This window comes from Rhodococcus sp. NJ-530 (assembly GCF_003860625.1).
GTDB classification, from domain to species: Bacteria; Actinomycetota; Actinomycetes; order Mycobacteriales; family Mycobacteriaceae; genus Rhodococcus_F; species Rhodococcus_F qingshengii.
Genome location: NZ_CP034152.1, coordinates 1719558 through 1744174, shown reverse-complemented (window position 1 = coordinate 1744174; position 24617 = coordinate 1719558). Strand labels below are relative to the sequence as shown.

The window sequence follows — 24617 nt, the reverse complement described above, 5'->3', positions numbered from 1 at the left end:
TAGTCGGCACTACCAAAAAGGCGCACAGGGCCGGAGGCCTTCAGGGTGTGGTGGAGAACTTCGCTTCGACGTCGGCAGCGCTCACGCCGAAATCCTCGAGCGAATAGCGATGCGACGGACGACGGTGCTCGGCAAGGCTGGCCTGATGCGACGCCTCCACCGCGGCGCGGGCGTCGTCTGTGAAGGGCAGGGCGAACTGTGCATAGATCTTCTCGACGGTGCCGACCGCATCGGCGATGAAGTCCTTGTAGTCGACGTCGATGAACTGATCGGGGTTGTAACGGCTACGGGCATTGTTGAAGTTCGCGTTCCCTCGCGCCCACAGGTCCAGTTGCGTGCGCCCGATGGCGGGACGGTCGAATGCCTTCGACATGTCGTGTCCGCCCTGCTCTACGAGGCTGAAGGTGGACGCCATCGATGTCAACGGGTCTCGGAAGGTCCGAACGAACAGTGCATCCGGATAGACCGACATGATCTCGTCGATCGCGAAGACATGGCTCGGGCTTTTGAGCACCCACCGTCTGTCCTGGTCGTGCAGCCCGATCAACTGCAGGTTCTTCTTGTGCCGCGCATATGTTTCGGTCCAGTCCTGCTCCGCCAGCCACCGGGTGTAACTCGGCACGTACGCCACCGTCTCGAACGCGGTCGAGAGCATCGTCTGCTGCAGCAGCCGCCAGCATTCCTCGACCTCCTCCGCCCCCATGAAATGAACCTTCATCAGGTCTGCCTCGTTACGCTGGCGAGCACGGTAGAAGGCGTCGGAGCGAACGTAATCTTCGTTCTCCGACCACGTGTCGCGCTCGGGGCGCGGCTGCGGCGTCTCGGCGAGCCACATCTCGGCGCCCTGATGCGCTGGGTCGGCACCGAGCAAGCGGTGCAGCGCGGTGCTGCCGGTGCGGGTCAACCCGACCACGAAGATCGGGCGTTCGATCGGAACATCTACGTGCTCTGGATATTTCGCGAATCCGGCCTCACTGGTCAGGCGACCCGCGAGCGCTCCGACGATCATCTTGCGAGCGATCACCTTGCCGTGAGGAGTGAGGTCGGCCTCGTTCTGGAACGACTCGAGGAGAACTCGAAGTCCTTCGAGATAGCCTTCGCTGCCGAAGTTTTCGTACCCGGCCGCCTCGCACGCAGCCTGGTGCAGGTGATCGATGGAACCGATGCCGTCGTAATCCTGTGTCATGGCTAGTCCTTGTATGAGTTGATCAGTGGTGCGTGTGACCGCAGTTGACGTCGAGACATTGCCCTGTGATGGCCCTGGCTGAATCGGACAGGAGGAAGACGACAGCGTTTGCGATGTCATCTGGCTCCGGCAATCGGCGCAGATCGGCGCCCGCTGCGATCTCGTCGTAGATCACCTTGGGGTCGACTCCTGCCTCCGCCGCCTTCTTCTCGAACATGTTCTTGACCGAGTCCGCCCAGATATAGCCGGGAGCAACCGAATTGACTCGAACGCCCTTGGGACCGAGATCGATCGACAAACTGCGTGCCATTGCCAGGAGCCCGGATTTCATGATGCGGTAGGCCCCGAACCCGGGAAGCTGGTTGCGCAACACCATGGACGTGACCATCACGACGGACCCGTGCGACTCGATCAATGCCGGAGCAAATTCTCTGGTGACGTTCAACGCCGCGAGCAAGTTGATGTCGATGCCCGACTGGATGGACGCCACGTCGGCGTCCAGGAGCGGGACCTGCGCGGGTTGAACAAATGCGTTGTTCACCAAGCAATGCGCCGCACCGAACTCAGCGACAGTTGTCTCCGCCAACGAAGCGATCGAATCGACGTCGGTGAGGTTCGTCGGTACGGCCAACGCGATTCCGCCGCGGTCTCGAATCTCCCTTGCCACCGATTCCAAGCGCTCGGGTGTGCGGGCAGCCAGAACAACCTTCGCTCCGGCCGCCGCACTCTGCAGCGCAATCGAACGACCCAGCGCCGGGCCCACTCCCGAGACGACGACAACCTTGCCTGCCAGCAGGCCCTGATGGGTCAGCACAGCGCCTGCGGATCGAGAACAACACTCAGGGAGATGATCTTGCCGTTCTCGTCGAACTCGAACACGTCGGTGGCAGCGAAGTCAGGGATACCGGCGCGCTGCACCCGAAGCTGCATCGCTGCGTACTTTCCCGTCACCGAAATCGGACCGAGCAGGCTGACTGTGAAATCGACCTGCGCGTTCGCGGTATCGAATTCGCGAATCTCGTCGATGCCGCGGTAGGTCTGGACCCCCAGCGGTTCGTGTTGAACTGCGTCGGGCGCAAACAGCGCAACCAGTCCGTCGACGTCGTGACTTCCGAGACACTTGACGTAATCTTCTACGGCAGAAACTATTTCAGCCCTGTCAGGCATGGATGCTCCTCGTGTTCAGGCGGATCAAGAAATGGTTCCGCGGGCGCGGAGATGGTCGACGATCGCGATCGCAGCGTCCTCGGTCGTCGTGACACTGGTGTCGATGTGAATGTCAGGGTTCTGCGGCGGTTCGTACGGCGAATCGATTCCGGTGAAGTTCACCAACTCGCCCCGTCGAGCCTTCTTGTACAGACCCTTGGGATCTCGCTCCTCTGCGACGGCAAGAGCGGTGTCGACGAAGATTTCGACGAACTGTTCGTCGCCGATCAATTCGCGGGCGGCATGACGCTCGGCCTCGAACGGTGAAATGAAGGACGCGAGCACGATCAGACCGGCGTCCGCCATCAGTCGGGTGACCTCGGTGACGCGACGGATGTTCTCGACGCGGTCGGCTTCGGTGAATCCGAGGTCTCGATTCAGCCCGTGACGGACGTTGTCTCCGTCGAGGAGGTAGGTGTGCGCGCCGAGTGCGTGTAGTTGACGCTCGACATCGTTCGCGATGGTCGACTTTCCCGAACCGGAGAGACCGGTGAACCACAGAACTGCGGGTTGGTGTCCCTTGAGCCTGGTGTGCGCGGCCTCGTCGACGTCGACGGATTGCCAGTGAATGTTGTCCGATCGACGCAGCGAGTGCGTGATCATGCCCGCACCGACAGTGCCGTTGGTGAGGCGGTCGATGAGGATGAAGCTACCGGTGTCACGGTTGCCGACGTACGGGTCGAACGGGACCGGTCGATCGAAACTGAGGTTGCACACACCGATTTCGTTGAGCGCGAGAGTAGTCGTTGCGGTCTTCTCGAGAGTGTTGACGTTGATCTTGTGTTTCGGTTTGGTGATGCGCGCAGTGACTGTGACGGTACCGATCTGGCACAGGAACGGCCGTTCGGGCAGCATGGGAGCCTCACCCATCCAGACGATGCAGGCCTCGAACTGATCGGCTACGGCCGGCGGATTGTCGCCGATGGACAGCACATCACCGCGACTGATGTCGATCTGGTCGGCGAGCGTGATGGTGACCGAGCGGCCCGCACCGGCAACGTCGAGGTCGCCACCCATGGTCACGATGCGCTCGACTGTGGACGTCTTTCCACTGGGGAGCACGCGGATGGGATCTCCGGGAGATACGGTGCCTGAAACGATCTGGCCGGAGAATCCGCGGAAGTCGAGGTCCGGCCGGTTGACCCACTGCACCGGCATCCGGAACGGAGCCGCGGCGGCAGCATCGTCGATGTCCACGCTTTCGAGATGCTCGATCAGGCTTGGTCCGGAGTACCACGGGGTATTCGCACTGCGCTCGGTGAGATTGTCACCCATGTATGCCGACATCGGGATGGCGACGAACCCGTCCAGACCGATCTCGTGAGCGAACTCTGCGTAATCCGCGGTAATGGCATCGAAGACCTCTTGCGAGTAGTCGACGAGGTCGAGTTTGTTCACGGCAAGCACCACGTGCTTGATCCCCAGCAACGACACCAGATACGAGTGCCGGCGGGTCTGAGTCAGTATCCCCTTGCGGGAATCGACAAGGATCACAGCAAGATCGGCGGTCGACGCGCCCGTCACCATGTTTCGGGTGTACTGCTCGTGCCCCGGAGTATCGGCGACGACGAACTTGCGTCGCTCGGTCGTGAAGTAGCGGTAGGCGACGTCGATCGTGATGCCCTGCTCACGTTCGGCGGCGAGACCGTCGACCAGGAGCGCGAAATCGAGCCCCTCCCCCTGAGTTCCGCTCTTGCGCGAATCGGCTTCGAGCGCCGTCAACTGGTCGTCGAAGACGAGTTTCGATTCGTAGAGCAGACGGCCGATCAAGGTGCTCTTGCCGTCGTCGACGCTGCCGCACGTGATGAATCGCAGCATGCTCTTGTTCGCATGACGTTCGAGGTACGCCTCGATGTCGTCAGCGATCAGATCCGAGGAAACAGTCATCAGAAGTACCCCTCTTGCTTCTTCTTCTCCATCGACGCACTGGAGTCGTGGTCGATGACCCGTCCCTGGCGTTCGGAAGTGGTGGTGAGCAACATTTCCGAGATGATCTCGGTCAGGCTCGTGGCGGTCGATTCGACGGCTCCGGTCAGCGGGTAGCAGCCGAGGGTGCGGAAACGAACGCTCTTGAGTTCCGGAGTCTCTCCCGGCAGCAACGGCATCCGGTCGTCGTCGACCATGATCAGCGCACCGTCCCGCTCGACGACGGGCCGCTTGTCGGCAAAATACAGCGGAACGATCGGAATCTCTTCCTGGCGTATGTATTCCCACACATCCAGCTCGGTCCAGTTCGAGAGAGGGAAGACGCGCAGGCTCTCGCCCGGCGCTTTGCGGACGTTGTACATCCGCCACAGTTCCGGTCGCTGCTGCTTGGGATCCCAACGGTGCGCAGCTGATCGGATCGAGAAGATGCGTTCCTTGGCGCGGGATTTTTCTTCGTCACGGCGGGCGCCGCCGAATGCAGCGTCGAACTTGTAGTGATCGAGGGCTTGTTTGAGGCCTTCGGTCTTCCACATGTCGGTATGGACAGCGCTGCCGTGAGTGAACGGGTTGATCCCCTGCTTCACGCAGTCCGGGTTGGTGTGGACGATCAGATCGAGATCGCCTGCAGCGGCGGTACTGTCACGAAGTTTGTACATTTCACGGAACTTCCACGTGGTATCGACGTGCAGAAGCGGAAACGGCAGCTTCGACGGATAGAAGGCCTTGCGCGCCAGATGCAGCATCACGGCGGAGTCCTTGCCCACCGAGTACAACATCACCGGGTTCTCGCTCTGGGCAACAGCTTCACGCATGATGTGAATGCTCTCGGCTTCGAGTCGTTCGAGGTGCGTCAGTGTCGCGGTCATCGGCCCAGTTCCTCCAGTGCTTTCGGGGCGAGTTCGGGTCGGCAGATCAGCAGATCCGGCAACCACGGGTTTTCCTGGTTGTAGCGCAGTTCGCTGCCATCGATACGCGAAACATGCAGTCCCGCAGCATGTGCGACAGCAACGGGCGCCGCCGAATCCCACTCGTACTGTCCGCCCACATGTGCGTAGATGTCTGCCTCACCCGAGACGACCGCCATTGCTTTGGCTCCGGCGGATCCCATTTCGATCAACTCCGCGCCCATCGAGTCGGCCATGCGCATGACCGGTTCCGGACGACGCGTCCGCGATACGACGACTCGAACCGGCGTCGCGGCATCCCGTTCGGTCCGATCATCGCTGCTCGAATAGGTGACGCCAAGGGCAGGCATTGCGACCGCACCGGTTGTGAGGACACCGTTTTCGGTCAGCGCAACATGAACGGCCCAGTCCGATCGTCCGGCCTCGCCGTACTCACGGGTGCCGTCGAGAGGGTCGACGATCCACACCCGATCCGCAGCCAGCCTCGCGAGGTCGTCAGCCCCTTCCTCCGACAGCACTGCATCCGCAGGAAAGCGTCGGGCAAGTTCGGCGACGATGAATTCATGACTGAGCCGATCGGCCGCGTTCTTGAAAGTCGCGACATCACCGTCGTTTTCGCCGAGGGATTTCCGATGGTCGAGCAGAAGTTCTCCAGCCGCAGCGGCGATGTCGATCGCCGCGCGTTCATCGTTAGTGCGTGTCATAGGTACTCCACAACTGTGTAGACCTCCCGATCGATACGGGAAGAAAGGTCAGGCAGACCGCAGAGTGTCCAGCGCTTTGCACTGGCCTCGATGTGGTCTGCGCCATACCGTAACACCAGAATGAACGATGTTCATTCTATTTCGAACAATGTTCATTCTATGATCTGAGTCACATTGGTTTCTGGGCGGCGTTCGACAACGAACAGTGTTCGATGTGAATTGAGGATGCCGACCACCGCGACTACGGTGATCAAATGAGCAGTACCAGCAGCAAGTCGATCTACGGCGACGCCGAAGTGCGTCGACGCCGAACTCTCGACGCGGCGATCTCGCTTCTGGACGAAGGAGGCTACTCCGCGCTCACGATCCGCGCTGTCGCCAAACGAGCCGGCACCAGCACTGGCCTGATCTACCAGTACTTCGTCGACAAGCAGGACATCTTCGCCGCCCTCCTCAGCGAAAGTCAGCTGGAAATGGCGGACTTCGTGAACTCGCTCCCCCGCGAGCAGGGACTGAGCGCCTTACTCGAGTCCATGATTTCCGAGTTTGCTCGGCACTGGGCACGGGCGGGTCGACTCACCACCACTTGGCGCGACATCGAAGGCATGGCCGGGTCCGACCGAGAAAGCATGCGGGAACTTCACGCATCCGTAGCGGTCTACAACTCGGCATTGATTCGAGCGCTCACCGAATCTGCTGCAGCCGAAGGGAGCCGGTTGATCGACGACCCCGCGTTGATCCATCTCGTGCTCTCCGGACTCAAAGGCCTGTCGGACACCATCGTCATCAACATCGCCAAAGAAGTCACACCCGAGTACTTCGTGAGCTTCTCCGCCCGGGCGCTCGCGCGGTCCATCACGGAGTGACGGACCGACACCTTACGAACGAACGAGGCGAGCGATGGCCGCCTGAGCTTCCTTGATCTTGACGTCCGCTTCCGGACCACCCTGCTTGGCAGCTTCGACGACGCAACCCGCAAGGTGGGCGTCGAGAAGCTTCAGGGACACGGACTGCAACGCGCTCGTCGCGGCGGATACCTGGGTGAGCACGTCGATGCAGTACCGGTCGTCTGCGACCATGCGTGAAATTCCGGCTACCTGACCTTCGATACGACGAAGGCGCTTGAGCAGATCGTCCTGCTCGGGGCTGTAACTACTCATACCGCAACTATACCCCCTACCCGTATGAGGGCTACTGCGATGCGACGAAGCCCACCCGGACGCGGCGCACGACATCGATGGCCATCAGCCCCGCAATCAGAATCGACAACCCGGCGCCCGAGATCCAGAGACCGTCGTAGTGCGTGCTCTCGAACGGTGGAGCGCCCTCCAGTATCGGTCCGAAGTCGGACGTCGTCGTACCCGCTCGCCAGCACACGACCGCCAGAATCGTTGCGGCGACGATACCGAGTACACCGATCCACGTCTTCACGTCGACACGCGGGGATGGCTGTGGCTCAGTCATCGGCAGACCCGTCCGGTTCGACACCAACCACAACGACCTGACTCAACGCCTCGCGCAGTGCCTGATCGTCCTTTGCCCACGCCCGCACCAATCCCCCGGTGGTCAAACGTAAGCCGATACCGTGCCGACGCCTGGGCACTCCGGACAGCTCACCGAGCGCGCGTGCCGTTTCCCACGGTTCCATTTCGTCCTCGTAGGCAGCGTCGTCGGACTCCGGGAACACCTCGGCGATCTCGGTGATCGGCACCTCTTCGGTTCCCTGACGCAACGTGGTCGCGGTCAGAAGTACGCTCGCGTGCCGCCGTGCTGCGATCACCTGCACGTAGACCAATCCGGTGAGGATCACGGCGAACATCGCCAGACCGAACCAATGCACCACCGGGCCGGTGAACAGTTCGATGACCAAGGCGATCAGGCAGAAGATCGGACCGAACGCGATGGCCCACCACCGAGAACCCGGTTCGTAGTACAGAACGTCCGGGCCGATTTCCGGCGCGCGATCAGCCACGGGCAAACCAACTTCGGGTGGTGTCGCGGTAGATCGCGACGCAGGCACAGATCAGCATGACGGGAACAACCAGCGCGAGCACGGTACTGATCCCGGCCACGACCAGCGCGATCTGCAGCACCGCGAACACTCCGGACACGATCACCAGGATCCGTCGGCACAACGCCCTTCCGGCGCGAGTGGGACCGGCGAGGCCGCCGATCGCGAGGCCGGTCAACAGCAGAACCAGCCCTGACACCCGCACGAAGGTGACGTAGATGTCGATGTTTCCGGCCGAAACGCCTTGATCGGTGAACTGCTCACGCAACGAATACGAAGCGCTGGTGACATTGATCAGGCCGAAGAGTATGAGCAGGAACGCGCTGGCGATCCACAGCCAGAATGCTGCCTCGACAGCCGTCGGGCGCCTGACCTTCGTAGAGATACTCACGGGTTCAAGTGTGCGCTATCCGCTGACGATGCCCGGAATCATGAGCATCAGGAGTGTCACCAGAACAGAGGCTCCGAGGATCGCGAACAAGATCACTTCGGTGCGTGAACCACGTTGGCGCAGTGGCGCGTCGTGGGTGCTTTCCGTACGCAGGGCTTCCTGAGAACTCATCGCGTCCGACCTCTCCCCTACTACTTCAGTGACCCGTTTCACAGTACCCCGAGCTACCTACCGGTTCCCCGCCGGGGGGAAACGAAGAAAGTACGGATTGGACTCTTTTCGGTGCATCATCACGATCGCCCCGACAGCAGCAACTGCCTGCAGGATTTCCGCTCCGCCGAACAGCAGAGTGGCCGCGCCGCCGTCTCCGCCGAGCCCGAAGATCACCGGGATCGCGGAGACCAGCATGAAGACGCCACAGAACGTCAGCAACATTCGAGCCCAGTTCCTGCCGCGACTCATCGCGCGCACGAACAGAAGGAACACCGCGGTGACGATCACGACCAAAACCGCAGAGAACACGATGACCAGTGGGAACATGCCCTCCACGTCGGAACGCGTCAGACCGGCGTCGACAGCTGCCTGATTTCTGAGCATCTCGTCGACGAACATCGACTTCTGCCCGAGCAGCATCCAGATCATCGCGCCGCCCTGGACCAACCCGAGCGCCGTCACAGCCCACCACAACTGAATCGCAGTCACGACGTCCGTCGGCGGCTCGGGTTTCGGCGCAGGTCCCGGGTATCCGTTGTAACCGGGGCCGTATCCCGGGATCTGACCCGTCGGCATCGGTCCGAGTTCGCGGTACGGCTGATTCTCGAACGGCTGGTTCTCGTAGGGAGGTTCCCGGCGGGGCGGTTCCTGGCGCGACGGCGGCCACTGCTCGGTCATGACACCAGCGTATCGGTCGATACCGGCGCAGCCACCATGCGTGACTCCGTCACAGCCATCCGGCAACTTCCGACGCCCAGTACGTGAGGACCACGTCGGCACCGGCGCGGCGAATGCCGATGAGCGATTCGAGAATCGCCGCGTCCCGATCGATCCACCCGTTCTGCGCGGCCGCGGTGATCATCGAGTACTCCCCCGAGATCTGGTACGCAGCGACCGGAACCGGGGACCGGTCGGCGGTCTCACGCAGAATGTCCAGGTAGGACATTGCAGGCTTGACCATCACCATGTCGGCGCCCTCGGCGACGTCGAGGTCTACCTCGCGCATCGACTCGCGGCGATTGGCGCCGTCCTGCTGATACGTACGACGGTCGCCTTGCAGTGAGGATCCGACGGCTTCACGGAACGGCCCGTAGAACGCTGACGCATATTTCGCGGCATAGGCGAGCTGACCGACATCTACATACCCCGAAGCATCGAGTGCACCGCGGATCGCAGCCACCTGACCGTCCATCATGCCGCTGGGACCGAGCAGGTGCGCACCCGATTCAGCCTGCGCGAGAGCCATTTCTACGTATCGGATCAAGGTCGCGTCGTTGTCGACAGCGCCGCCGGCAGTCAACACGCCGCAGTGGCCGTGATCGGTGAACTCGTCGAGGCAGGTATCGGCCATGATGACCGTCGAATCGCCGAGTTCGTCTGCCAGAGCGCGCAATCCGACATTGAGGATTCCGTCGGGATCGGAGGCACCGGACCCCTGGGGATCCTTGTCCTCCGCCTTCGGGACACCGAACAGCATCAGGCCACCGACGCCGGCTTCCACCGCTTCCACCGCTGCGGACCGCAGCGAATCGAGGGTGTGCTGGAAAACGCCTGGCATGGAACTGATCTCACGCGGTGCGTCGATGCCGTCGGCGACGAACATCGGCAAAACGAGGTGCCGGGGTTCGAGCGAGGTCTCTGCCACGAGTCGCCGGAGCGCAGGAGTGCGCCGGAGCCGGCGAGGGCGATGAGTGGGAAACACGAGAAGTAGCCCTCCTTCGTCGGAACCTGTGAGCGGTTGAGGAGTCCACAGACTCCTCAACCACTCACGGGTGCGCTAGCGCCTTCGAGACTTCTTGCGCGGGGGCGGCAAAGCACCTTCGGCGCGCAGACGAGCAGCATGCTCGGCGAGAGCCTCCACCAGCGGTCCCACCTGCGAGGTCTCGGGCTGCACGTCGACGCGCAGACCGAACTCGATAGCGGTTTCGGCCGTCTTCGGGCCGATGCACGCGACCAACGTGCGGGCGTGCGGCTTGCCGGCGATGCCGACGAGGTTGCGCACGGTCGAGGACGAGGTGAAGCAGACGGCGTCGAATCCACCGGTCTTGATCATCTCGCGGGTCTCGGCCGGCGGCGGCGCTGCCCGGACGGTGCGGTAGGCGGTGACGTCGTCGATCTCCCAACCGCGTTCGCGCAGGCCCTCTGCGAGGGTTTCGGTCGCAATGTCCGCCCGCGGCAACAGAACCCGGTTGACCGGATCGAAAACGTCGTCGTACGGGGCGAATTCGGCCAACAGGCCTTCGCTGGACTGCTCACCGGTCGGGATCAGCTCGGGGTTGATGCCGAACGAGCGCACCTTGGCTGCGGTTGCTTCACCGATGCAGGCGATCTTCACACCGGAGAAGGCGCGAGCGTCGAGGCCGAACTCTTCGAACTTCTCCCACACTGCGCGAACAGCATTGGTGGAAGTGAAGACGACCCACTGGTAGCGACCGTCGACGAGTCCCTTGACCGAACGCTCCATCTGAGCCGGGCTGCGAGGCGGCTCGACGGCGATGGTCGGAACCTCGATCGGGATCGCTCCGTGAGTGACCAGACGGTCGCTCATCTCGCCGGCCTGATCCTTGGTGCGCGGCACGAGGACGGTCCAGCCGTACAGAGCGCGCGATTCCCACCACGACATCTTGTTGCGCTGCGCGACAACCTTGCCGACGGTGACGATGAGCGAGCCCACCAGTTCGGATCCGGCTTCGTTGAGCGTCGCGAGAGTTGCCTCGACGGTTCGCTGCTGACGAGTGGTACCGCGGACGGTGATCGCAGCAGGCGTCTGCGGGGCCAAGCCGTTCTCGACCAGCGCGCTGGCGGTCTCGGCGAGATGTCCGGACGTCGCGTGCAGGACAAGCGGTCCCGGTGCAGCGGCCAGAGCAGCCCAGTCGACTTCACCGCGAACGTCGGCCTCGGTGTGACCCGAGCCGAGCGCCATGCCGGCGTAGCTCGGCACAGCCGAACCGGAAGGCAGACCCGGGAGAACCTCGAACTGAACCTGCGTGCGGGCGACTGCGGTGACCTCTGCGATCACGGAATCCGTGGTCAGCGGGTCGCCGGAGACCAGACGCACGACGTCGTGACCGTTCTTGGCCTCGTGCACCAATGTCTTTGCAACCTCGGCAGGCTCGCCGAGTGCCGGACGCACGTCCGCGATCAGCTCGCCGGTCTCCTCGTCGCGGCCCATGTCGATCCCGACGAGTGCGACGACGCCCTTGTCGACATCCGGATCGGTGAATGCCATTGCGGCGCCGGTGAGGACGTCACGTGCGCGAACGGTGAGCAGGGCGGGGTCGCCCGGTCCCGATCCCACGAACAGGATCCGTCCGGGAGTGTTCTTTCGGACTCGGGTCATCGGTGATTCTCCAGTGCGCTGTATCGAAATGGGAACTTGGTGCAAGTGCAAAGTGGGGCGTCAAACATCGGCTGCCTCGCCTGTAGTCACGTTCATCAACTCGCGGGCGCCGAGTTCGAGTAACTCGCGCGCTACCGCTCGGCCGAGTTCCTCGGCCTTGTCCGGCGCACCCACTGCGCCGGTACGGATGACGTCCGAACCGTCGATGGCGGCTGCGCAGCCGCGTACCGACAGTTCGTCGAAGATTCTGCCGTCGTCGTCGAGGGATTCGACGATCTCCGCGATCGCTCCCACCGGAGCGGTGCAGCCGGCTTCCAACTCGGCGAGCAGGGCGCGCTCGGCAGTAACTGCCGCCCGGGTACCCGCGTCGTCGTGCTCGGCGAGGATCGCCGCCAATTCCGCATTGGCAGAAAGGCATTCGACGGCCAGAGCACCCTGCGCCGGAGCGGGGAGCATCTGCACGGGCTCGATGTTCTCGGTGATGAGATCGAGCAGGCCGATACGGGACAGGCCGGCGCGAGCGAGGATCACGGCGTCGAGTTCACCGGATTCGACTTTGCCGAGACGGCGCTGCAGGTTGCCCCGCAACGGCACGATGTCGAGGCCGAGACCGAGTGCCTTCAGCTGCGAAACACGGCGCGGCGCCGAGGTTCCCACCTTGGAACCGGCCGGAAGCTCCCCGAGGACCAGACCGTCACGGGCGACCAGCGCGTCACGCGGATCTTCGCGTGGCGGAATCGCCGCGATGACGAAACGCGGGTCCTGCGCGGTCGGTAAGTCCTTGTAGGAATGCACCGCAACGTCGACGCGGTTGTCCAGCAAGGCTTCTCGAAGCTCTGCCGTGAACACTCCGACGCCGATCTTCTGGACGGGATCGGTGGACTGGTCGCCCTTGGTCTTGATGATGACCAACTCGGCGGGATGTCCGGCCGCAACGAGGGCATCGCGCACGGTACCGGCTTGCGTGGTCGCGAGAAGACTTCCGCGAGTGCCGATCCGCAGCGGGCTCCCCGATCGAGGGGTGGTGACGCTCATGCCTGCAGGTCCCTTCCAGTGCGGTCGCCGTCCACCAGATCGGTGGGTGTGGCCACGGCCGCGGGAGATCCGGGGCTGAGTTCGAAGAGTTCGCGCAGCGCTGCTGCGTAGGAGTCGCCGCCGGGGGCCGACGCCAGTTGCTTGACGCGCACGGTCGGGGCGTGGAGAAGCTTGTCCACGACGCGGCGCACGGTGCGCGCAACCTCGTCGCGCTGCGGATCGTCCAGGCCGGGCAGACGCGAATCGAGCCGCATCAGTTCGGCTTCGACGACGTCGGCGGCGCGCTGACGCAAAGCCGTGACGGTCGGAGTGACCTCGGCGAGACGCTGTCCCGCGAGGTACGTCGCAAGCTCACCGGCAACGATGGTGCGTGCGGCATCTGCGTCGGAAGCGGCGGCGCCTGCCGCTGGATCACGCTGCAGCGTCTCCATGTCGAGAACGGTCACACCCGGCAGGCCGGCGACGGCGGGATCGATGTCGCGCGGCAGCCCGAGGTCGCAGATGACGAGGTGCTTGGTGTTGTCGCGATCGGGCTCGGCGAGTGCGCGGTGCACATCCGCCAGGGTGACCACTGCCCCGACCGCGCCGGTACAGGTCACCATGACATCTGCCTGCGCCATCGCGGCCGAAAGCTGATCGAAGGCAACACCGTCGGCGTCGACGCCGTTGGAGCGTGCCGTCTCTGCCAGGTGCTCGGCGCGTTCCTGTGTCCGGTTGACGACGACGATGCGTGCGATTCCGGCGCGGGTGAGATGCGCAACCGACAGACCGCCCATCGAGCCTGCACCGACAACCACGGCAGTGCGGCCGACCAGGCCGCCCTCACCGATGATGCCCGCTGCACGATCGAGAGCCACGGACACGACTGATGCTCCGGCGGAGTCGATTCCGGTTTCGGAATGCACTCGCTTGCCGACGCGCAGTGCCTGCTGAGCCAGTTCGTGGACGACGCGTCCGGCGGCCTGCTGCGCATCCGAAGATGCGTAGGCCGAACGGATCTGGCCGAGGATCTGCTGTTCGCCGATCACCATGGAATCGAGGCCGCTGGCCACCGCGAAGAGGTGCTCGACGGCTGCTTCGCTGTAGCGGACGTACGCGTGAGCGTGCAGCGCTGTCAGGTCGAGACCCGAATGGTCGGCCAGGATTTCACCGACCTCGGTGAGTGCACCGTGGAACGCGTCCACCACCGCGTAGACCTCCACCCGGTTACAGGTGGAGACGATCATCGCTTCGGAGATGTGCGAAGACGCCAGAAGCTTGTCGATCAGCTTCGGACGATCGGTGTCGGTGACAGCTACTCGCTCGAGCACCGGGACGGGCGCGGTTCGATGCGAGACCCCGACAAGCAGAACACTCACGGCGCGATCACTGATCCGTTTCTTGTCGAACCTGCTCCGACCGGAGCGGGTGAACTGGTGGATGGGACTGACGAAGCGGATGCGGCGTGAGCCACTCGTACTCGCGGCGCGCTGGATGCCTGATCGGCATTGCGCGCACTGTTGAAGGAGAGAACCTGCATCTCGACGGCTAGATCTACACGTCGCAGTTCCACGTGATCGGGAACGTCGAGGGCGATCGGCGAAAAACTCATGATGCAGCGCAGCCCGGCGCTGACGAACTGGTCGCACACGCCCTGAGCTGCCTCGTCCGGTGTGGAGATGACGCCGATGGTCGCATTCAGTTCACGGCAGGCGACGGTCAGTTCCTCGGTGCTGCGCACGACGAGATCCCCGACTCTGCTTCCGATTCGATCTGCATCACTGTCGAAGAGTCCGACCATCTCGAAACCGCGGCGGCTGAATCCGCCGTAGCCGACCAGCGCCTTGCCGAGGTTTCCGACTCCGACGAGAACGACCTTGTGCCCACGATCGAGTCCGAGTGCACGCTCGATGCGGATGCGGAGCCTGTTGACGTCGTACCCGACGCCACGGACACCGTTGGGTCCGAGGAACGACAGATCCTTACGCAACTTCGCTGATCCGACACCTGACGCCTGCGCGAGTTCCTCGCTCGAGACGATGGAGGTACCCCGGTCGGACATCACTCCGAGGACCCGCAGGTATGCGGCCAAGCGCGTCACCGTAGCCTGGGGGATGACGCGATCCTGAGCGATCGGGTCGGTAACCGAGGCGCTGGAAGCGTCGGTGACGGAAGAGCCCGCAGCGCCGGTGACGCGCTGAGCCACAGGCTCATGCGTCTGGTGCGGTTCGGTCACGTCGCTGGCTCCTCGTCCGGTCGACACGACTGTCGACCTCCACGATGCTCCGGGGGAATGTTCACACCACGGTAACCGCTTGTGAACCCATGCACAAAGTTGCTCGAGACGGGTTCGATGTGCCGTTCACCTGCAAAGCGGCTCCGCGGACAACTTTGAGGGTTGCCTTACTTGCGTAAATCGTCACGAAGGCGCTCCTCGTCGACTTCCCAGTAACCGTGCTCGCGTCCGTCGAGAAGAATGACGGGCAATCTGTCTCCGTACTCCGCTCTCAGCTCTGGATCCGTCGCGGCAGCTTCGTCCACGTCGATGCACGTCAATTCCAGCTCGAACTCGGAACAGACCCGTCGCAGGACCTCCGCCGCGCCGACGCAGGACGCGCATCCTGCGCGTGTCAACAGGGTCACTTCATGCGTAGCTGCAGTCATCGACGCATACCTTTCTTCTACGGGGACGCCATCTACTTGATCGGTCGAGTGTGCCTCCGGAGCCCCACTCGGTGCCAAATCGGCGGAGAGGAACGTCACACACCACAGGGAAGGTCACCATCCAACCCATCGGGCCTCATCGCGGAGGATAGGCTGACTCGAAGAGTTCTCTGCTCGAGAATGCAACACGGGAGGTGCGGGTGCCTGCGCGATCACTACCGAACGGCTCCGGATTCGGATCAGGGCTTGCCGGGGTCATTCTCCCCGGACGTCGCCATGTGAAGAATCCGCTGGGCCCGAGTGAGTCGGAAGTTCGAGCCAATCTCGCCGGCGAGGCGAGCGCTGACGCAGCTCTGGCATTGCACGAAGCTGCCAACCCCACAGAACCGGAAACCGGCGAAGAGCCCCCGGCCGTTCCGCGCGACCTCACGGCCGCCGCATTCTTCGACGTCGACAACACCATGGTGCAGGGTGCGTCGATCATCCACTTCGCCCGTGGTCTCGCTGCACGAAAGTATCTCAAGACCTCGGATCTGGTGGATTTCGCGTGGAAGCAGATCAAGTTCCGAGTCACCGGCCGGGAAAGTAGCAACGACGTCGCCGAAGGCCGCGAGAAAGCACTGTCCTTCGTGGCCGGTCGATCCACCGCCGAACTCGCCCGCCTCGGCGAGGAGATCTACGACGAGGTCATCGCCGACAAGATCTGGCCAGGCACGAGGGCGTTGGCCCAGATGCACCTCGACGCCGGACAACAGGTGTGGTTGGTGACGGCAACTCCGGTCGAACTGGCTCAGGTCATCGCCGAGAAACTGGGATTGACCGGCGCCTTGGGCACTGTCGCCGAGAGTGAGGACGGCGTCTTCACCGGCCGACTCGTCGGCGACATCCTGCACGGCATGGGCAAGGCGCACGCCGTACGGACGTTGGCGGTGCGTGAAGGACTCAATCTCAAGCGCTGTTCCGCCTACTCCGACAGCCACAACGACGTTCCGATGCTCTCGTTGGTGGGGACACCGGTGGCGATCAATCCCGACGCAGATCTTCGTGAACTCGCGAAGAACCGCGGGTGGGAAGTTCGCGATTTCCGCACCGGACGAAAGGCCGCCAAGATCGGCGTACCGACGGCGCTGGTGCTCGGAGCGGTCGGCGGGGCGCTCGCGGCAATTCTCGCCAGGCGCAAAGAACAGAACGCCTGAGCGGGTTCGGTCCGGATCGAGCAGCGATCCGGACCGAGCTCAGCCGAGAAAGACGTTGCGACGCTTGGCCAACAGTCGATACAGCGTCTGCTGAATCGTTTCTCGGACGTGGTCCGTGACCTCGAACAGGACCATCGGATCGTCGGCGGCACCGCTCTCGAAGGTGTCGGTGACGATGGGCTTTCCGAACTCGATGTACCACTTCGACGGCAACGGAACCAGGCCGAGCGGCCCGAAGTGTGGAAACAGCGGTGTCACCGGGAAATACGGAAGACCGAGAACGCGTGCGAGTGTGGTGAGATCACCGATTTTGGGATAGATCTCCTCCGAACCCACGATCGAGCACGGAATGATCGGAACACCGGTTCGCATTGCGGCCGACACGAAGCCACCGCGCCCGAACCGCTGCAACTTGTACCGCTCACTGAACGGTTTCCCGATGCCCTTGAATCCTTCCGGGAACACGGCCGCGACTTCACCGTCGTTGAGCAGACGCTCGGCGTCGGGGTTGCAGGCCAACGTATGACCGGCTTTGCGCGCCAGTCCACCCACCACCGGCATCTCGAATGCCATGTCCGCAGCCAACATTCGCAGTGGACGATGCGCTGGATGGTGATCGTGCACGGCAACCGACGTCATCAGTCCGTCGATCGGGATCACACCGGCGTGGTTGGCGACCACAAGCGCTCCCCCGGTGAGGGGAATGTTCTCGATCCCACTGACCTCGACGCGAAACCACTTCTCGAACAACGGGCGCAACATCGGCATGACCACGTTGTCCGCGAAATGCGGGTCGAATCCGAACTCGTCGACCTCGTAGTCGCCGGACACCCGACGTCGGAAGAATTCTGCTGCCGAGGCGATCTGATCGACGATCGCCGACCTGGCCGAATCGACGAACGTGCTCTCACCGCCGTGGTCGGCCGCCGAGGACACTCCGGACGGATGCCGGCGCTCACTTTGTTCACGGATGTCACGCTCCGCACCGGTGACGGACTCACGCGAACGGGAAGTTGCCGACTTTCCGGTGTGAGTTGCGCTGGGCCGCAGGGGAATTACCTTCGCCACGTCAGTCACCCCTTCACCGCACTTCGTCCCGACAGCGGCATGTGCATCACATCTGCACTTGTTGCCGCCGCGGCGGTGTCACCGCCGAGGATGGTGGTCAACGCATTCTCCGCCCGATCGATCCACTCGGACTTGATGATCCGGCGCGTCTGCATCGCACGCATGAAATCGTCGAGTGCTTGCATGGTGGTCCATCGCGGCTCGAACCCCAGCTCGCTGCGCATGCGAGTGGTGTCGAGTCCGCAGCCGAACCGGAAGTACTCGAGTTGCTCGTCGGTGTACAGCCTCATGGACGACCCCACCAACGCGCTCCCGACGCTGCGGAACAGAGCGAGCGGCATGGGAACTTCCACCCTGCCTGCCCGGCGGATCGCCTGCGACATCATGACCACTCCGTCGCCGGCGATGTTGTACGTACCCGAAGCGTGTCCGATGGTCGCCTTCTCCAGCGCCGCGAGGGCATCCTCGACGTGGAGCAATTGCAGGCGCGCGTTGCGCCCGACGATGGTGGGCACGAGTGGGGCGGTGACGTAGTGCCCGACGGTTGCAGTCAGCTGAGGTCCGATCAACGGCGCCAACCGCAGAATCCCGACCGAGATGTCCGGGCGCCGACGCCCCATTCCGCGGAGGTATCCCTCGATCTCGAGGCTGTCGCGGGCATATCCGCCCGGCGGCCGGCGGCGCGCACTCATTTCTTCGGTGAACTGAGCGGGATCCTTGGCACTGCACCCGTAGACGACCGAAGCCGAGCGCAGGACCACCTTGCGAACCGTCGGAGCTTTCTGACAGACCGCGAACAGTTGCATGGCGCCGATGACGTTCATGTCCTTCATCGCGGCGCGGCTGCCGGCTTTGGGGGCTTTCTGAAGCGTCGACGCGTGCACGACGGTGTCGACCTCGGCGTTTCGGATCACTTTGCCGATCAGCGGATTGCGGATGTCTGCTCGCACGAATTCCGCGCGGCCCATTCTGCGCATCATGTCCTTGCTCGGACTGACGGCGTCGACGGCGATGACACGCTCGATCGACGGATTCTGCGCAAGCCTGGTCACCAGGTAGCCGCCGAGAAATCTGCTCGCCCCGGTCACCAGTACGACGCGAGGCGTCGTGCCCCCTGAAGTGTTGTCACCTTCAACCACCAAGTACCCCCATATCCAGTAGAAACGCGCTCTGCCGAAGCGTCCCTCCCGCGATTTTCCCCCACTTTACGGGCAGAGGGGGTCCCGCGCTGACTACCCAAATTTCGGCCATTCAAGACAAACCGCCCAGCCAATGAGACGTGGCACACATCGCTTCCCCCGAATATGCTGATGCCCGCCACCCCGGAAGGGGTGGCGGGCATCAACAGGTACTGCTTATTTACCGAGTTTCCTGCGCTGTACTCGGGTACGACGAAGCAGCTTGCGGTGCTTCTTCTTCGACATGCGCTTGCGACGCTTCTTGATCACTGAACCCATAGCGGGTGTCCCTCACGTTCTTCTCTAGCGTTCCTGCGCACGCCGGTCACGTACGCCTGCGCCAAGCAATTGGCGCCTGGCCCTCGTTTTAACTAGCTCAGCGCCTTACGACACCAGCTTGCTGGTACGACAGTGACTCATCGTACCGGTGTGGAGTCACTCGGCATAAACCGAGCCTCCGGCACAGCAACCGCTGTGCCCGCGACTCGGCTCACGCCGAGGTCATCCTCTTCGAACCGGCTGGTCAGCCGGCATCGAAGTACGAGGTTTCGAGGTAATCGTGTACTGCCTTCGCATGTACACGGAACGAACGGCCCACTCGTACAGCAGGCAATTCGCCACTGTGTACCAACCGGTACACAGTCATTTTCGACACCCTCATCAAAGTTGCTACCTCAGCAACAGTGAGGAATTGCGTGCCGGCCACTGCCGGCTTTCCGTCGTGGGACGAACCCATGGACGGCTTGTTTGCAGACACCATTAATCCACATACCTCCAGCACGACTCGCGCCGCCGGCTTCCCCTCCGGCGGAACAGACACGTACGTACTAAGTCGAGCTTAGCTGTACTGGTGGGGTTAAAGCGACGGGTGTGGCTAAACGGACGACTAATCCGCAGCTGCACCCATCGCGGCCGAGCGCGACTTGGCGGCATCCAAGGCATCGAAGAACGCCGTCCGCAGGCCGCCCGCTTCGAGCTGACGCAGTGCCGCAGCCGTCGTTCCGCCCGGTGACGTCACCGCGGCGCGAAGATCCGTCGCGCTGTCGCCGGTGCGATCGAGCATCGCTGCGGAACCGACCATCGTCTGCACCACCAATTCGGTAGCGACCGGGCGCGTCAGGCCGAGACCGACTCCCGCGTCGATCATCGCTTCGGCGACCAGAAAGAAGTAGGCCGGGCCGGAACCGGAGACAGCCGTGACCGCGTCGATCTGCGATTCGGGAACCGTGACCACCTTGCCGACGCTGCCGAGGATGCCGCGTACGAGCTCGAGATGCTCGGCCTTGACGTGCCGTCCGGGCGAGAGCACGCTCACGCCCTCCCCGACCAACATGGGGGTGTTCGGCATGACGCGGATGACCGGGAACCCTGCGGGCAGACGCGTTTCGAAGAATCCCGTGGGGATTCCCGCCGCAAGGGAAACGATCAATTGTTCGAGGTCGCCGTCCAGATCGACCTTCGTCAACGCCGTGAGCGCTGACTCGACGTCGTTCGGCTTCACCGCGATGACGATGACGTCCGCACCCTCGGCGGCATCGGCGACCGTGCTGACGCGGATGGAGTATTCGGCGATCAATTCGTCTGCGCGAGGCTGATATTGCTCGGCGACGACCAGATCCTTGATGGCGTGGCCGGCCTGCAACAGCCCGGAGATCAGCGCCTCGCCGATCTTGCCGCCACCGATAATCGCAATTCTTGTCATGGCGAACAGCCTGCCACGACCGCAGCGATCGACCCTAGCGGGGCATCATCGCCAATTGACGACTCTGGACGACGACTGCGCCCGTCGAATCGAGAACAGCATGATCCTCTTCGAACCACGTGCTGCCCAGAACATCCGAGCTCGCCCGCACGCGAAGCCATCCCGGCGTCGGCAGTCGGCGCAGGTACGTCGTCAACTGCACGGTCGGCGCCCACCCGAACAGGCCGCGGTTCATCGTCACCGGCGCGCTGATGTCACCCGCCATGATCGCGAACAGCACAGCGGTGTCGAGGTCGTTTTCGTCCTCGGGTCGAGGACGGACCCACATCCTGACCTCGGCCTCGCCTTGGCTGCCAGTCAGGAAGTGCGCCGAGGTGGTGTCGATTCGCATGTCGCAACCCTGACCGACATGCACGACCTGCGCCATCGGGTGATCGCCGATGACTGCCACCGCACTCTCCGGCGGTTCCGGTGACATGTCGTCGATCGACGAGGCCGTGACGAAGGTGGGGTCGCCGTCATCGGGGAATCCGAGCGTGACCGCCGCGCGAACAGCGCTGCGGCCCGCCTGGCTCAACTCGACGTCTAACAACGCGACCTGGCGTCCCTGCTTTCGGACGATCACCTCCAGTTCGACTTCACCCGGATCTGGGGCCGACAGATAGTTGGCGCTCACTGCGAGTGGCTGCATCTTCAGAAGCGAGTCGTTCTCACCTGCGCCGTCTCGCAGACATTGACGCGCGGCCGCGGCGCACACAGCCATCATGGAGCCGCCGTGCACTTTCGGCCCGATGGTCCAGATCGAATCGATCGTTGCGGTGTATCGCCCGTCGCCGAGCGAGGTGAGGCGATTGAGATCTTGAAAGGGACTGGTGCTCATCGATTTTCCTGTTCGGTGCTTTCTCGGTGTTGCGGGAAATGTCGTGCGGCCAAATCTTGGTGCGCCAGGCGTCGCAAAGCTGTCAGGACGGGTTCGTACATGGCGGTTCCGAGGACCGCATAGCGAATGCCGTCCTCGGTCGAACTGGTAGGCATCAGCTCGATTTCCACTTCGGCAATCCCTCGGATGTGGTCGCCGTAGGCGCGCAGGCGCGCGTCCGAGAGACTCAGTCCGGCATCCTCGAGGCCGATCAGTGCCCGCTCGAGGTGCGCGACCGCCACGTACCTCGGCTCGAAGACCTGACCGAGAAACTCCAGAACCTTGCGAGCTCTGGGGAACTCTGGATCCGGTTCAGGTTCGACGTACGGGGGTAGTTGCGCGATTGCGCGGCCGAAAGTCTCGAATTCGGATCGCTCGTCACTGTCCACCAGTTCGAGCACCGCGCGAATCCGTGGAATCGCGAGTCCCGCCCCGGCCAGGGCCCTGATCAACGCGAGTCGCCGGACGTGCTGTTCGCCGTACCTCGCTCCCGTTGCGCTGGTCGGCTCACCAGGCATCAGCAGACCTTCACGGAGGTAGTACTTGATAGTGGCCAGTGCAACGCCGGACTGTGCGGCCAGTTCGGAAACCTTCACCGCTCCTCCGTCCAACTCGCTCGACCCATTACTGGATAGTGATGCTATCCAATGGTGGCCGAGCATCGGTAAGGAGGACACGCCTTGCGCTAGGGTTGAACCTTCTTTAGTCACACCACCAGAAATTTCCGAACGGAGCGAACAGGCGGAATGACGGATTTGCAGTCGGAGGCTCAGCCCGACGAACAGTGGCGCATCGTGGAACCACTGACGCTGACTCCCCTGCTCACCGCCGCACTCGAGGTGTTCCACGAACTCGGTTACCACGGAGCGTCGGTTCGTGACATCGCAAAACGTGCCGGTGTCACCGTGCCGACGCTGTATTACCACCACGGCAACAAACAGGGCATCCTCGTCGCGCTGATGGAACCGGGCATCGAGAACGTCACCGCACGCGCGAGCGCTGCGGTCGACGCTGCCGGACCGTCGCCGACGGCACAGTTCGGCAATCTCGTCGAGGCGTGTGTTCTGCACATGACCAGTCGCTCCGACATAGCCTTCCTCGATTCCGAACTGCGATACCTCGAGGACGCGGAACGAAAGAGCTACGCCGCCAAGCGAAAGAAGCTCGAGAACCTACTCGTCGACGTACTGACGGCAGGCGTCGAGAGCGGTGAGTTCACGGTCCCGGACATCACCGGAACGGGCCGTGCACTACTGGGAATGTGTCAGTCCGTCGTCCTCTGGTATCGACTCGACGGACCGCAGACTCCGCGCGAAGTCAGTGTTCTCTACCGCGAGATAGCCCTGAAAGCCGTCGGCGTCACTTCTTGAGCACTGAACTTCCCGGCATGTCCGATTAGCCCTTAACTGACGAACGTCACACCTGTCGGCTGACACCGAAACCGGGACGCGCCCACGGTCGCGGGTCCACACTTAGAAGCAGAGATGCGCGGGGTGGATCCGCAGACCGAGGGAGTTCTTGACGTATGGCCAACAGCAATCCATTTGTTCCTCCTAGCGCGGTCGACGTCGACCTTTCCGCGGTCGCCTGGGGGGCGAACCGCACGATGTCCGACTTCGAGACTGGAATGTGGCGGATGGAAGAGGCGCAGCCGCAACTGCGCTCACCGATCGTTGCGGTAGAGGTACTCGATCGTGCCCCGGACTGGGATCGACTTCTCGACGCAGTCGAGTGGGCATCGCACGTGGTTCCGCGTATTCGTATGCGAGCAGTGGAACCGGCAATGCAGCTGGGCAATCCGGTGTGGTCCGTCGATCCCGAGTTCGACATCGGCTACCACCTACGACGCGTCCGCTTACCTGCACCGGCGGACTTCGATCACGCACTGCGCATGTGTCGTCACCTTGCGACGGAACCTTTCGACAAGGCTCGACCGCCGTGGAGCGCGCTGCTCATCGAAGGTCTCGACGACGGTCGCGCCGTGTTCGTGGTCAAGACTCACCACTCCATCACCGACGGCATGGGCGGCATCCAGATGATGACGCTCCTGCACAGCAGACGCCCGGACCCCACTCCGAACAAGCCCGACCGCACACCGCCTGCTCCTGAGCATCTGTCGTCGGTGGGCGCCTTCGGCGAGGAGGTCGTCAGCGAGATCCGGCGTGCGCCCTCGCGTATCGCCAAGCTGGTCCGTGGTGCCACCAATGTTGCGACCACGGCGATCTCGAGTCCGATCACGACTGCTTCCGAGGTCCTCGGTTACGCCAATTCACTCCGCAAGATCGTCACTCCCCCAGCTCGTTCCGGTTCCCCTCTGCTCCACGATCGTGGTCTCGGACGATGGTTCGGAACTCTCGAGGTGGGTGTCCCCGAGCTCAAGGCCGGGGCGAAAGCTGCCGGTGGCTCACTCAACGACGCGTACGTCGCTGCCTTGCTCGGCGGCTTCCGTCGCTACCACGAAGCCTTCGGACAGTCCGTCGACAGCATTCCGATGGGTATGCCGATCAGCATGCGTACGGGCGCAGACGCCAACGGCGGCAACAGGTTTGCAGCCGTTCGCTTCAACGGCCCGGTCTCCGAAACCGATCCGGCCAAACGCATCAGGCAGGTGCGAGAGATCATACTGGGTCTGCGGGAGGAGCCCGCGTTGGACGCTCTCGACGTCGCCGCCCCGATCCTCGCCCGCCTGCCGAATTATCTACTCGCGAACTGGTATCTGTCACAGTCGACGGGTCTGGACCTGCAGGCCAGCAACGTCGCCGGCGTACCGGTACCGGTCTATCTCGCCGGAGCGAAGATCGAGCGGATGTTCCCGTTCGGCCCGGCGCCCGGTTGCGCGGCAATGGCGACACTGGTCTCCCACGTCGGGGTGTGCTGTATCGGAATCAATCTCGACACCGCCGCGATCACGAAGCCCGCGCTGCTGATGCAGTGCTTGCAGGAGAGCCTGGACGAGATCGTCGCTCTCGGAGTCACAACGGAAGGTGCGTGAGT

At 63.1% G+C, this 24617-nt stretch carries 28 protein-coding genes and 1 pseudogene; 4 read left to right on the top strand and 25 right to left on the bottom strand.

Features of this window, described 5'->3' with window-relative positions:
* Positions 1–40: 40 nt before the first annotated feature.
* The 6 genes from EHW12_RS08175 to EHW12_RS08150 are packed head-to-tail and all read right to left on the bottom strand — an operon-like array spanning position 41 to position 5927.
* Entirely contained in the window at positions 41–1186 is a 1146-nt protein-coding gene (locus EHW12_RS08175; protein ID WP_125050482.1) for a sulfotransferase, read from the bottom strand.
* 22 nt (positions 1187–1208) lie between these two features.
* Complete coding sequence (locus EHW12_RS08170) at positions 1209–2000, bottom strand: SDR family oxidoreductase (RefSeq protein ID WP_064113990.1); 792 nt, start codon at positions 1998–2000, stop codon at positions 1209–1211.
* Positions 1994–2353, bottom strand: coding sequence for a nuclear transport factor 2 family protein (locus tag EHW12_RS08165; RefSeq protein ID WP_003942015.1), 360 nt, complete (start codon positions 2351–2353; stop codon positions 1994–1996). The genes EHW12_RS08170 and EHW12_RS08165 overlap by 7 nt, the downstream gene beginning before the upstream one ends.
* 24 nt (positions 2354–2377) lie before the next feature.
* Positions 2378–4279: a sulfate adenylyltransferase subunit CysN gene (gene cysN, locus EHW12_RS08160; protein WP_125050481.1), complete on the bottom strand. Its 1902-nt coding sequence runs from the start codon at positions 4277–4279 to the stop codon at positions 2378–2380.
* Entirely contained in the window at positions 4279–5184 is a 906-nt protein-coding gene (gene cysD, locus EHW12_RS08155) for a sulfate adenylyltransferase subunit CysD (protein WP_019744365.1), read from the bottom strand. Before cysD ends, cysN begins: the two co-directional genes overlap by 1 nt.
* On the bottom strand, positions 5181–5927 hold the full coding sequence (locus EHW12_RS08150; RefSeq protein WP_125050480.1) for a 3'(2'),5'-bisphosphate nucleotidase CysQ: 747 nt from the start codon (positions 5925–5927) through the stop codon (positions 5181–5183). Before EHW12_RS08150 ends, cysD begins: the two co-directional genes overlap by 4 nt.
* 254 nt (positions 5928–6181) lie before the next feature.
* Between EHW12_RS08150 and EHW12_RS08145 the strand changes: the two genes are divergently transcribed.
* Positions 6182–6793, top strand: a complete 612-nt coding sequence (locus tag EHW12_RS08145; RefSeq protein ID WP_125050479.1) for a TetR/AcrR family transcriptional regulator — start codon at positions 6182–6184, stop codon at positions 6791–6793.
* Positions 6794–6805: 12 nt separating this feature from the next.
* Here the strand turns inward: EHW12_RS08145 and EHW12_RS08140 are convergent, their stop codons facing one another.
* The 12 genes and pseudogenes from EHW12_RS08140 to EHW12_RS08090 form a co-directional block, all read right to left on the bottom strand.
* On the bottom strand, positions 6806–7087 hold the full coding sequence (locus EHW12_RS08140) for a metal-sensitive transcriptional regulator (protein ID WP_003942012.1): 282 nt from the start codon (positions 7085–7087) through the stop codon (positions 6806–6808).
* A gap of 31 nt (positions 7088–7118) precedes the next feature.
* Entirely contained in the window at positions 7119–7391 is a 273-nt protein-coding gene (locus EHW12_RS08135; protein WP_064443318.1) for a hypothetical protein, read from the bottom strand.
* Entirely contained in the window at positions 7384–7899 is a 516-nt protein-coding gene (locus EHW12_RS08130; protein ID WP_003941872.1) for a hypothetical protein, read from the bottom strand. The genes EHW12_RS08135 and EHW12_RS08130 overlap by 8 nt, the downstream gene beginning before the upstream one ends.
* A complete protein-coding gene (locus tag EHW12_RS08125; protein ID WP_003942066.1) occupies positions 7892–8329 on the bottom strand; it encodes a hypothetical protein in 438 nt (145 codons plus the stop codon). The genes EHW12_RS08130 and EHW12_RS08125 overlap by 8 nt, the downstream gene beginning before the upstream one ends.
* Positions 8330–8344: 15 nt before the next feature.
* Complete coding sequence (locus tag EHW12_RS34575; protein ID WP_003941930.1) at positions 8345–8500, bottom strand: hypothetical protein; 156 nt, start codon at positions 8498–8500, stop codon at positions 8345–8347.
* A 57-nt stretch (positions 8501–8557) separates the two neighbouring features.
* A complete protein-coding gene (locus EHW12_RS08120; protein ID WP_007735307.1) occupies positions 8558–9220 on the bottom strand; it encodes a hypothetical protein in 663 nt (220 codons plus the stop codon).
* Between the two features lie 49 nt (positions 9221–9269).
* Positions 9270–10244 (bottom strand): porphobilinogen synthase, encoded by a 975-nt coding sequence (gene hemB / locus EHW12_RS08115; RefSeq protein WP_064074198.1) that lies wholly within the window; start codon positions 10242–10244, stop codon positions 9270–9272.
* A gap of 75 nt (positions 10245–10319) precedes the next feature.
* Entirely contained in the window at positions 10320–11882 is a 1563-nt protein-coding gene (locus EHW12_RS08110; protein ID WP_003941969.1) for a bifunctional uroporphyrinogen-III C-methyltransferase/uroporphyrinogen-III synthase, read from the bottom strand.
* 60 nt (positions 11883–11942) lie between these two features.
* Positions 11943–12917, bottom strand: coding sequence for a hydroxymethylbilane synthase (gene hemC / locus EHW12_RS08105; RefSeq protein ID WP_065455925.1), 975 nt, complete (start codon positions 12915–12917; stop codon positions 11943–11945).
* 35 nt (positions 12918–12952) lie between these two features.
* A pseudogene (locus tag EHW12_RS08100) lies at positions 12953–14275 on the bottom strand (glutamyl-tRNA reductase); the annotation flags it as partial.
* Positions 14272–15159 carry a redox-sensing transcriptional repressor Rex gene (locus tag EHW12_RS08095; protein ID WP_007735314.1) on the bottom strand — a complete coding sequence of 296 codons (888 nt, stop codon included), beginning with the start codon at positions 15157–15159 and terminating at the stop codon, positions 14272–14274. The gene EHW12_RS08095 and the pseudogene EHW12_RS08100, both read right to left, overlap by 4 nt.
* Positions 15160–15299: 140 nt before the next feature.
* Entirely contained in the window at positions 15300–15560 is a 261-nt protein-coding gene (locus EHW12_RS08090) for a glutaredoxin family protein (RefSeq protein ID WP_003941953.1), read from the bottom strand.
* 200 nt (positions 15561–15760) lie between these two features.
* Here EHW12_RS08090 and EHW12_RS08085 point away from each other — a divergent pair, with 200 nt between their 5' ends.
* Positions 15761–16756, top strand: coding sequence for an HAD-IB family hydrolase (locus EHW12_RS08085; RefSeq protein WP_081558766.1), 996 nt, complete (start codon positions 15761–15763; stop codon positions 16754–16756).
* A gap of 39 nt (positions 16757–16795) precedes the next feature.
* Here EHW12_RS08085 and EHW12_RS08080 read toward each other — a convergent pair whose 3' ends face one another.
* The 7 genes from EHW12_RS08080 to EHW12_RS08050 all read right to left on the bottom strand — a co-directional run bounded on the left by EHW12_RS08080 (position 16796) and on the right by EHW12_RS08050 (position 22219).
* Entirely contained in the window at positions 16796–17833 is a 1038-nt protein-coding gene (locus EHW12_RS08080; protein ID WP_042923247.1) for a lysophospholipid acyltransferase family protein, read from the bottom strand.
* Positions 17830–18963 carry an NAD-dependent epimerase/dehydratase family protein gene (locus EHW12_RS08075; RefSeq protein WP_003941967.1) on the bottom strand — a complete coding sequence of 378 codons (1134 nt, stop codon included), beginning with the start codon at positions 18961–18963 and terminating at the stop codon, positions 17830–17832. The genes EHW12_RS08080 and EHW12_RS08075 overlap by 4 nt, the downstream gene beginning before the upstream one ends.
* Positions 18964–19179: 216 nt before the next feature.
* On the bottom strand, positions 19180–19281 hold the full coding sequence (locus EHW12_RS08070; RefSeq protein ID WP_003402602.1) for an AURKAIP1/COX24 domain-containing protein: 102 nt from the start codon (positions 19279–19281) through the stop codon (positions 19180–19182).
* A 244-nt stretch (positions 19282–19525) separates the two neighbouring features.
* Positions 19526–19738 carry a helix-turn-helix domain-containing protein gene (locus EHW12_RS08065; protein WP_263284141.1) on the bottom strand — a complete coding sequence of 71 codons (213 nt, stop codon included), beginning with the start codon at positions 19736–19738 and terminating at the stop codon, positions 19526–19528.
* A 150-nt stretch (positions 19739–19888) separates the two neighbouring features.
* Entirely contained in the window at positions 19889–20704 is an 816-nt protein-coding gene (gene proC / locus EHW12_RS08060; protein WP_003941923.1) for a pyrroline-5-carboxylate reductase, read from the bottom strand.
* 34 nt (positions 20705–20738) lie between these two features.
* Positions 20739–21584, bottom strand: a complete 846-nt coding sequence (locus EHW12_RS08055) for a thioesterase family protein (RefSeq protein ID WP_007735317.1) — start codon at positions 21582–21584, stop codon at positions 20739–20741.
* Positions 21581–22219, bottom strand: a complete 639-nt coding sequence (locus tag EHW12_RS08050; protein WP_007735320.1) for a MerR family transcriptional regulator — start codon at positions 22217–22219, stop codon at positions 21581–21583. Before EHW12_RS08050 ends, EHW12_RS08055 begins: the two co-directional genes overlap by 4 nt.
* A 150-nt stretch (positions 22220–22369) precedes the next feature.
* Here EHW12_RS08050 and EHW12_RS08045 point away from each other — a divergent pair, with 150 nt between their 5' ends.
* Together EHW12_RS08045 and EHW12_RS08040 are read left to right on the top strand one after the other, a co-directional pair.
* The gene (locus EHW12_RS08045) at positions 22370–22993 is read left to right on the top strand and encodes a TetR/AcrR family transcriptional regulator (protein ID WP_003942051.1); all 624 of its coding nucleotides are present in this window, start codon (positions 22370–22372) and stop codon (positions 22991–22993) included.
* A 155-nt stretch (positions 22994–23148) separates the two neighbouring features.
* Positions 23149–24615, top strand: a complete 1467-nt coding sequence (locus EHW12_RS08040) for a wax ester/triacylglycerol synthase domain-containing protein (RefSeq protein WP_125050478.1) — start codon at positions 23149–23151, stop codon at positions 24613–24615.
* Positions 24616–24617: the final 2 nt, after the last annotated feature.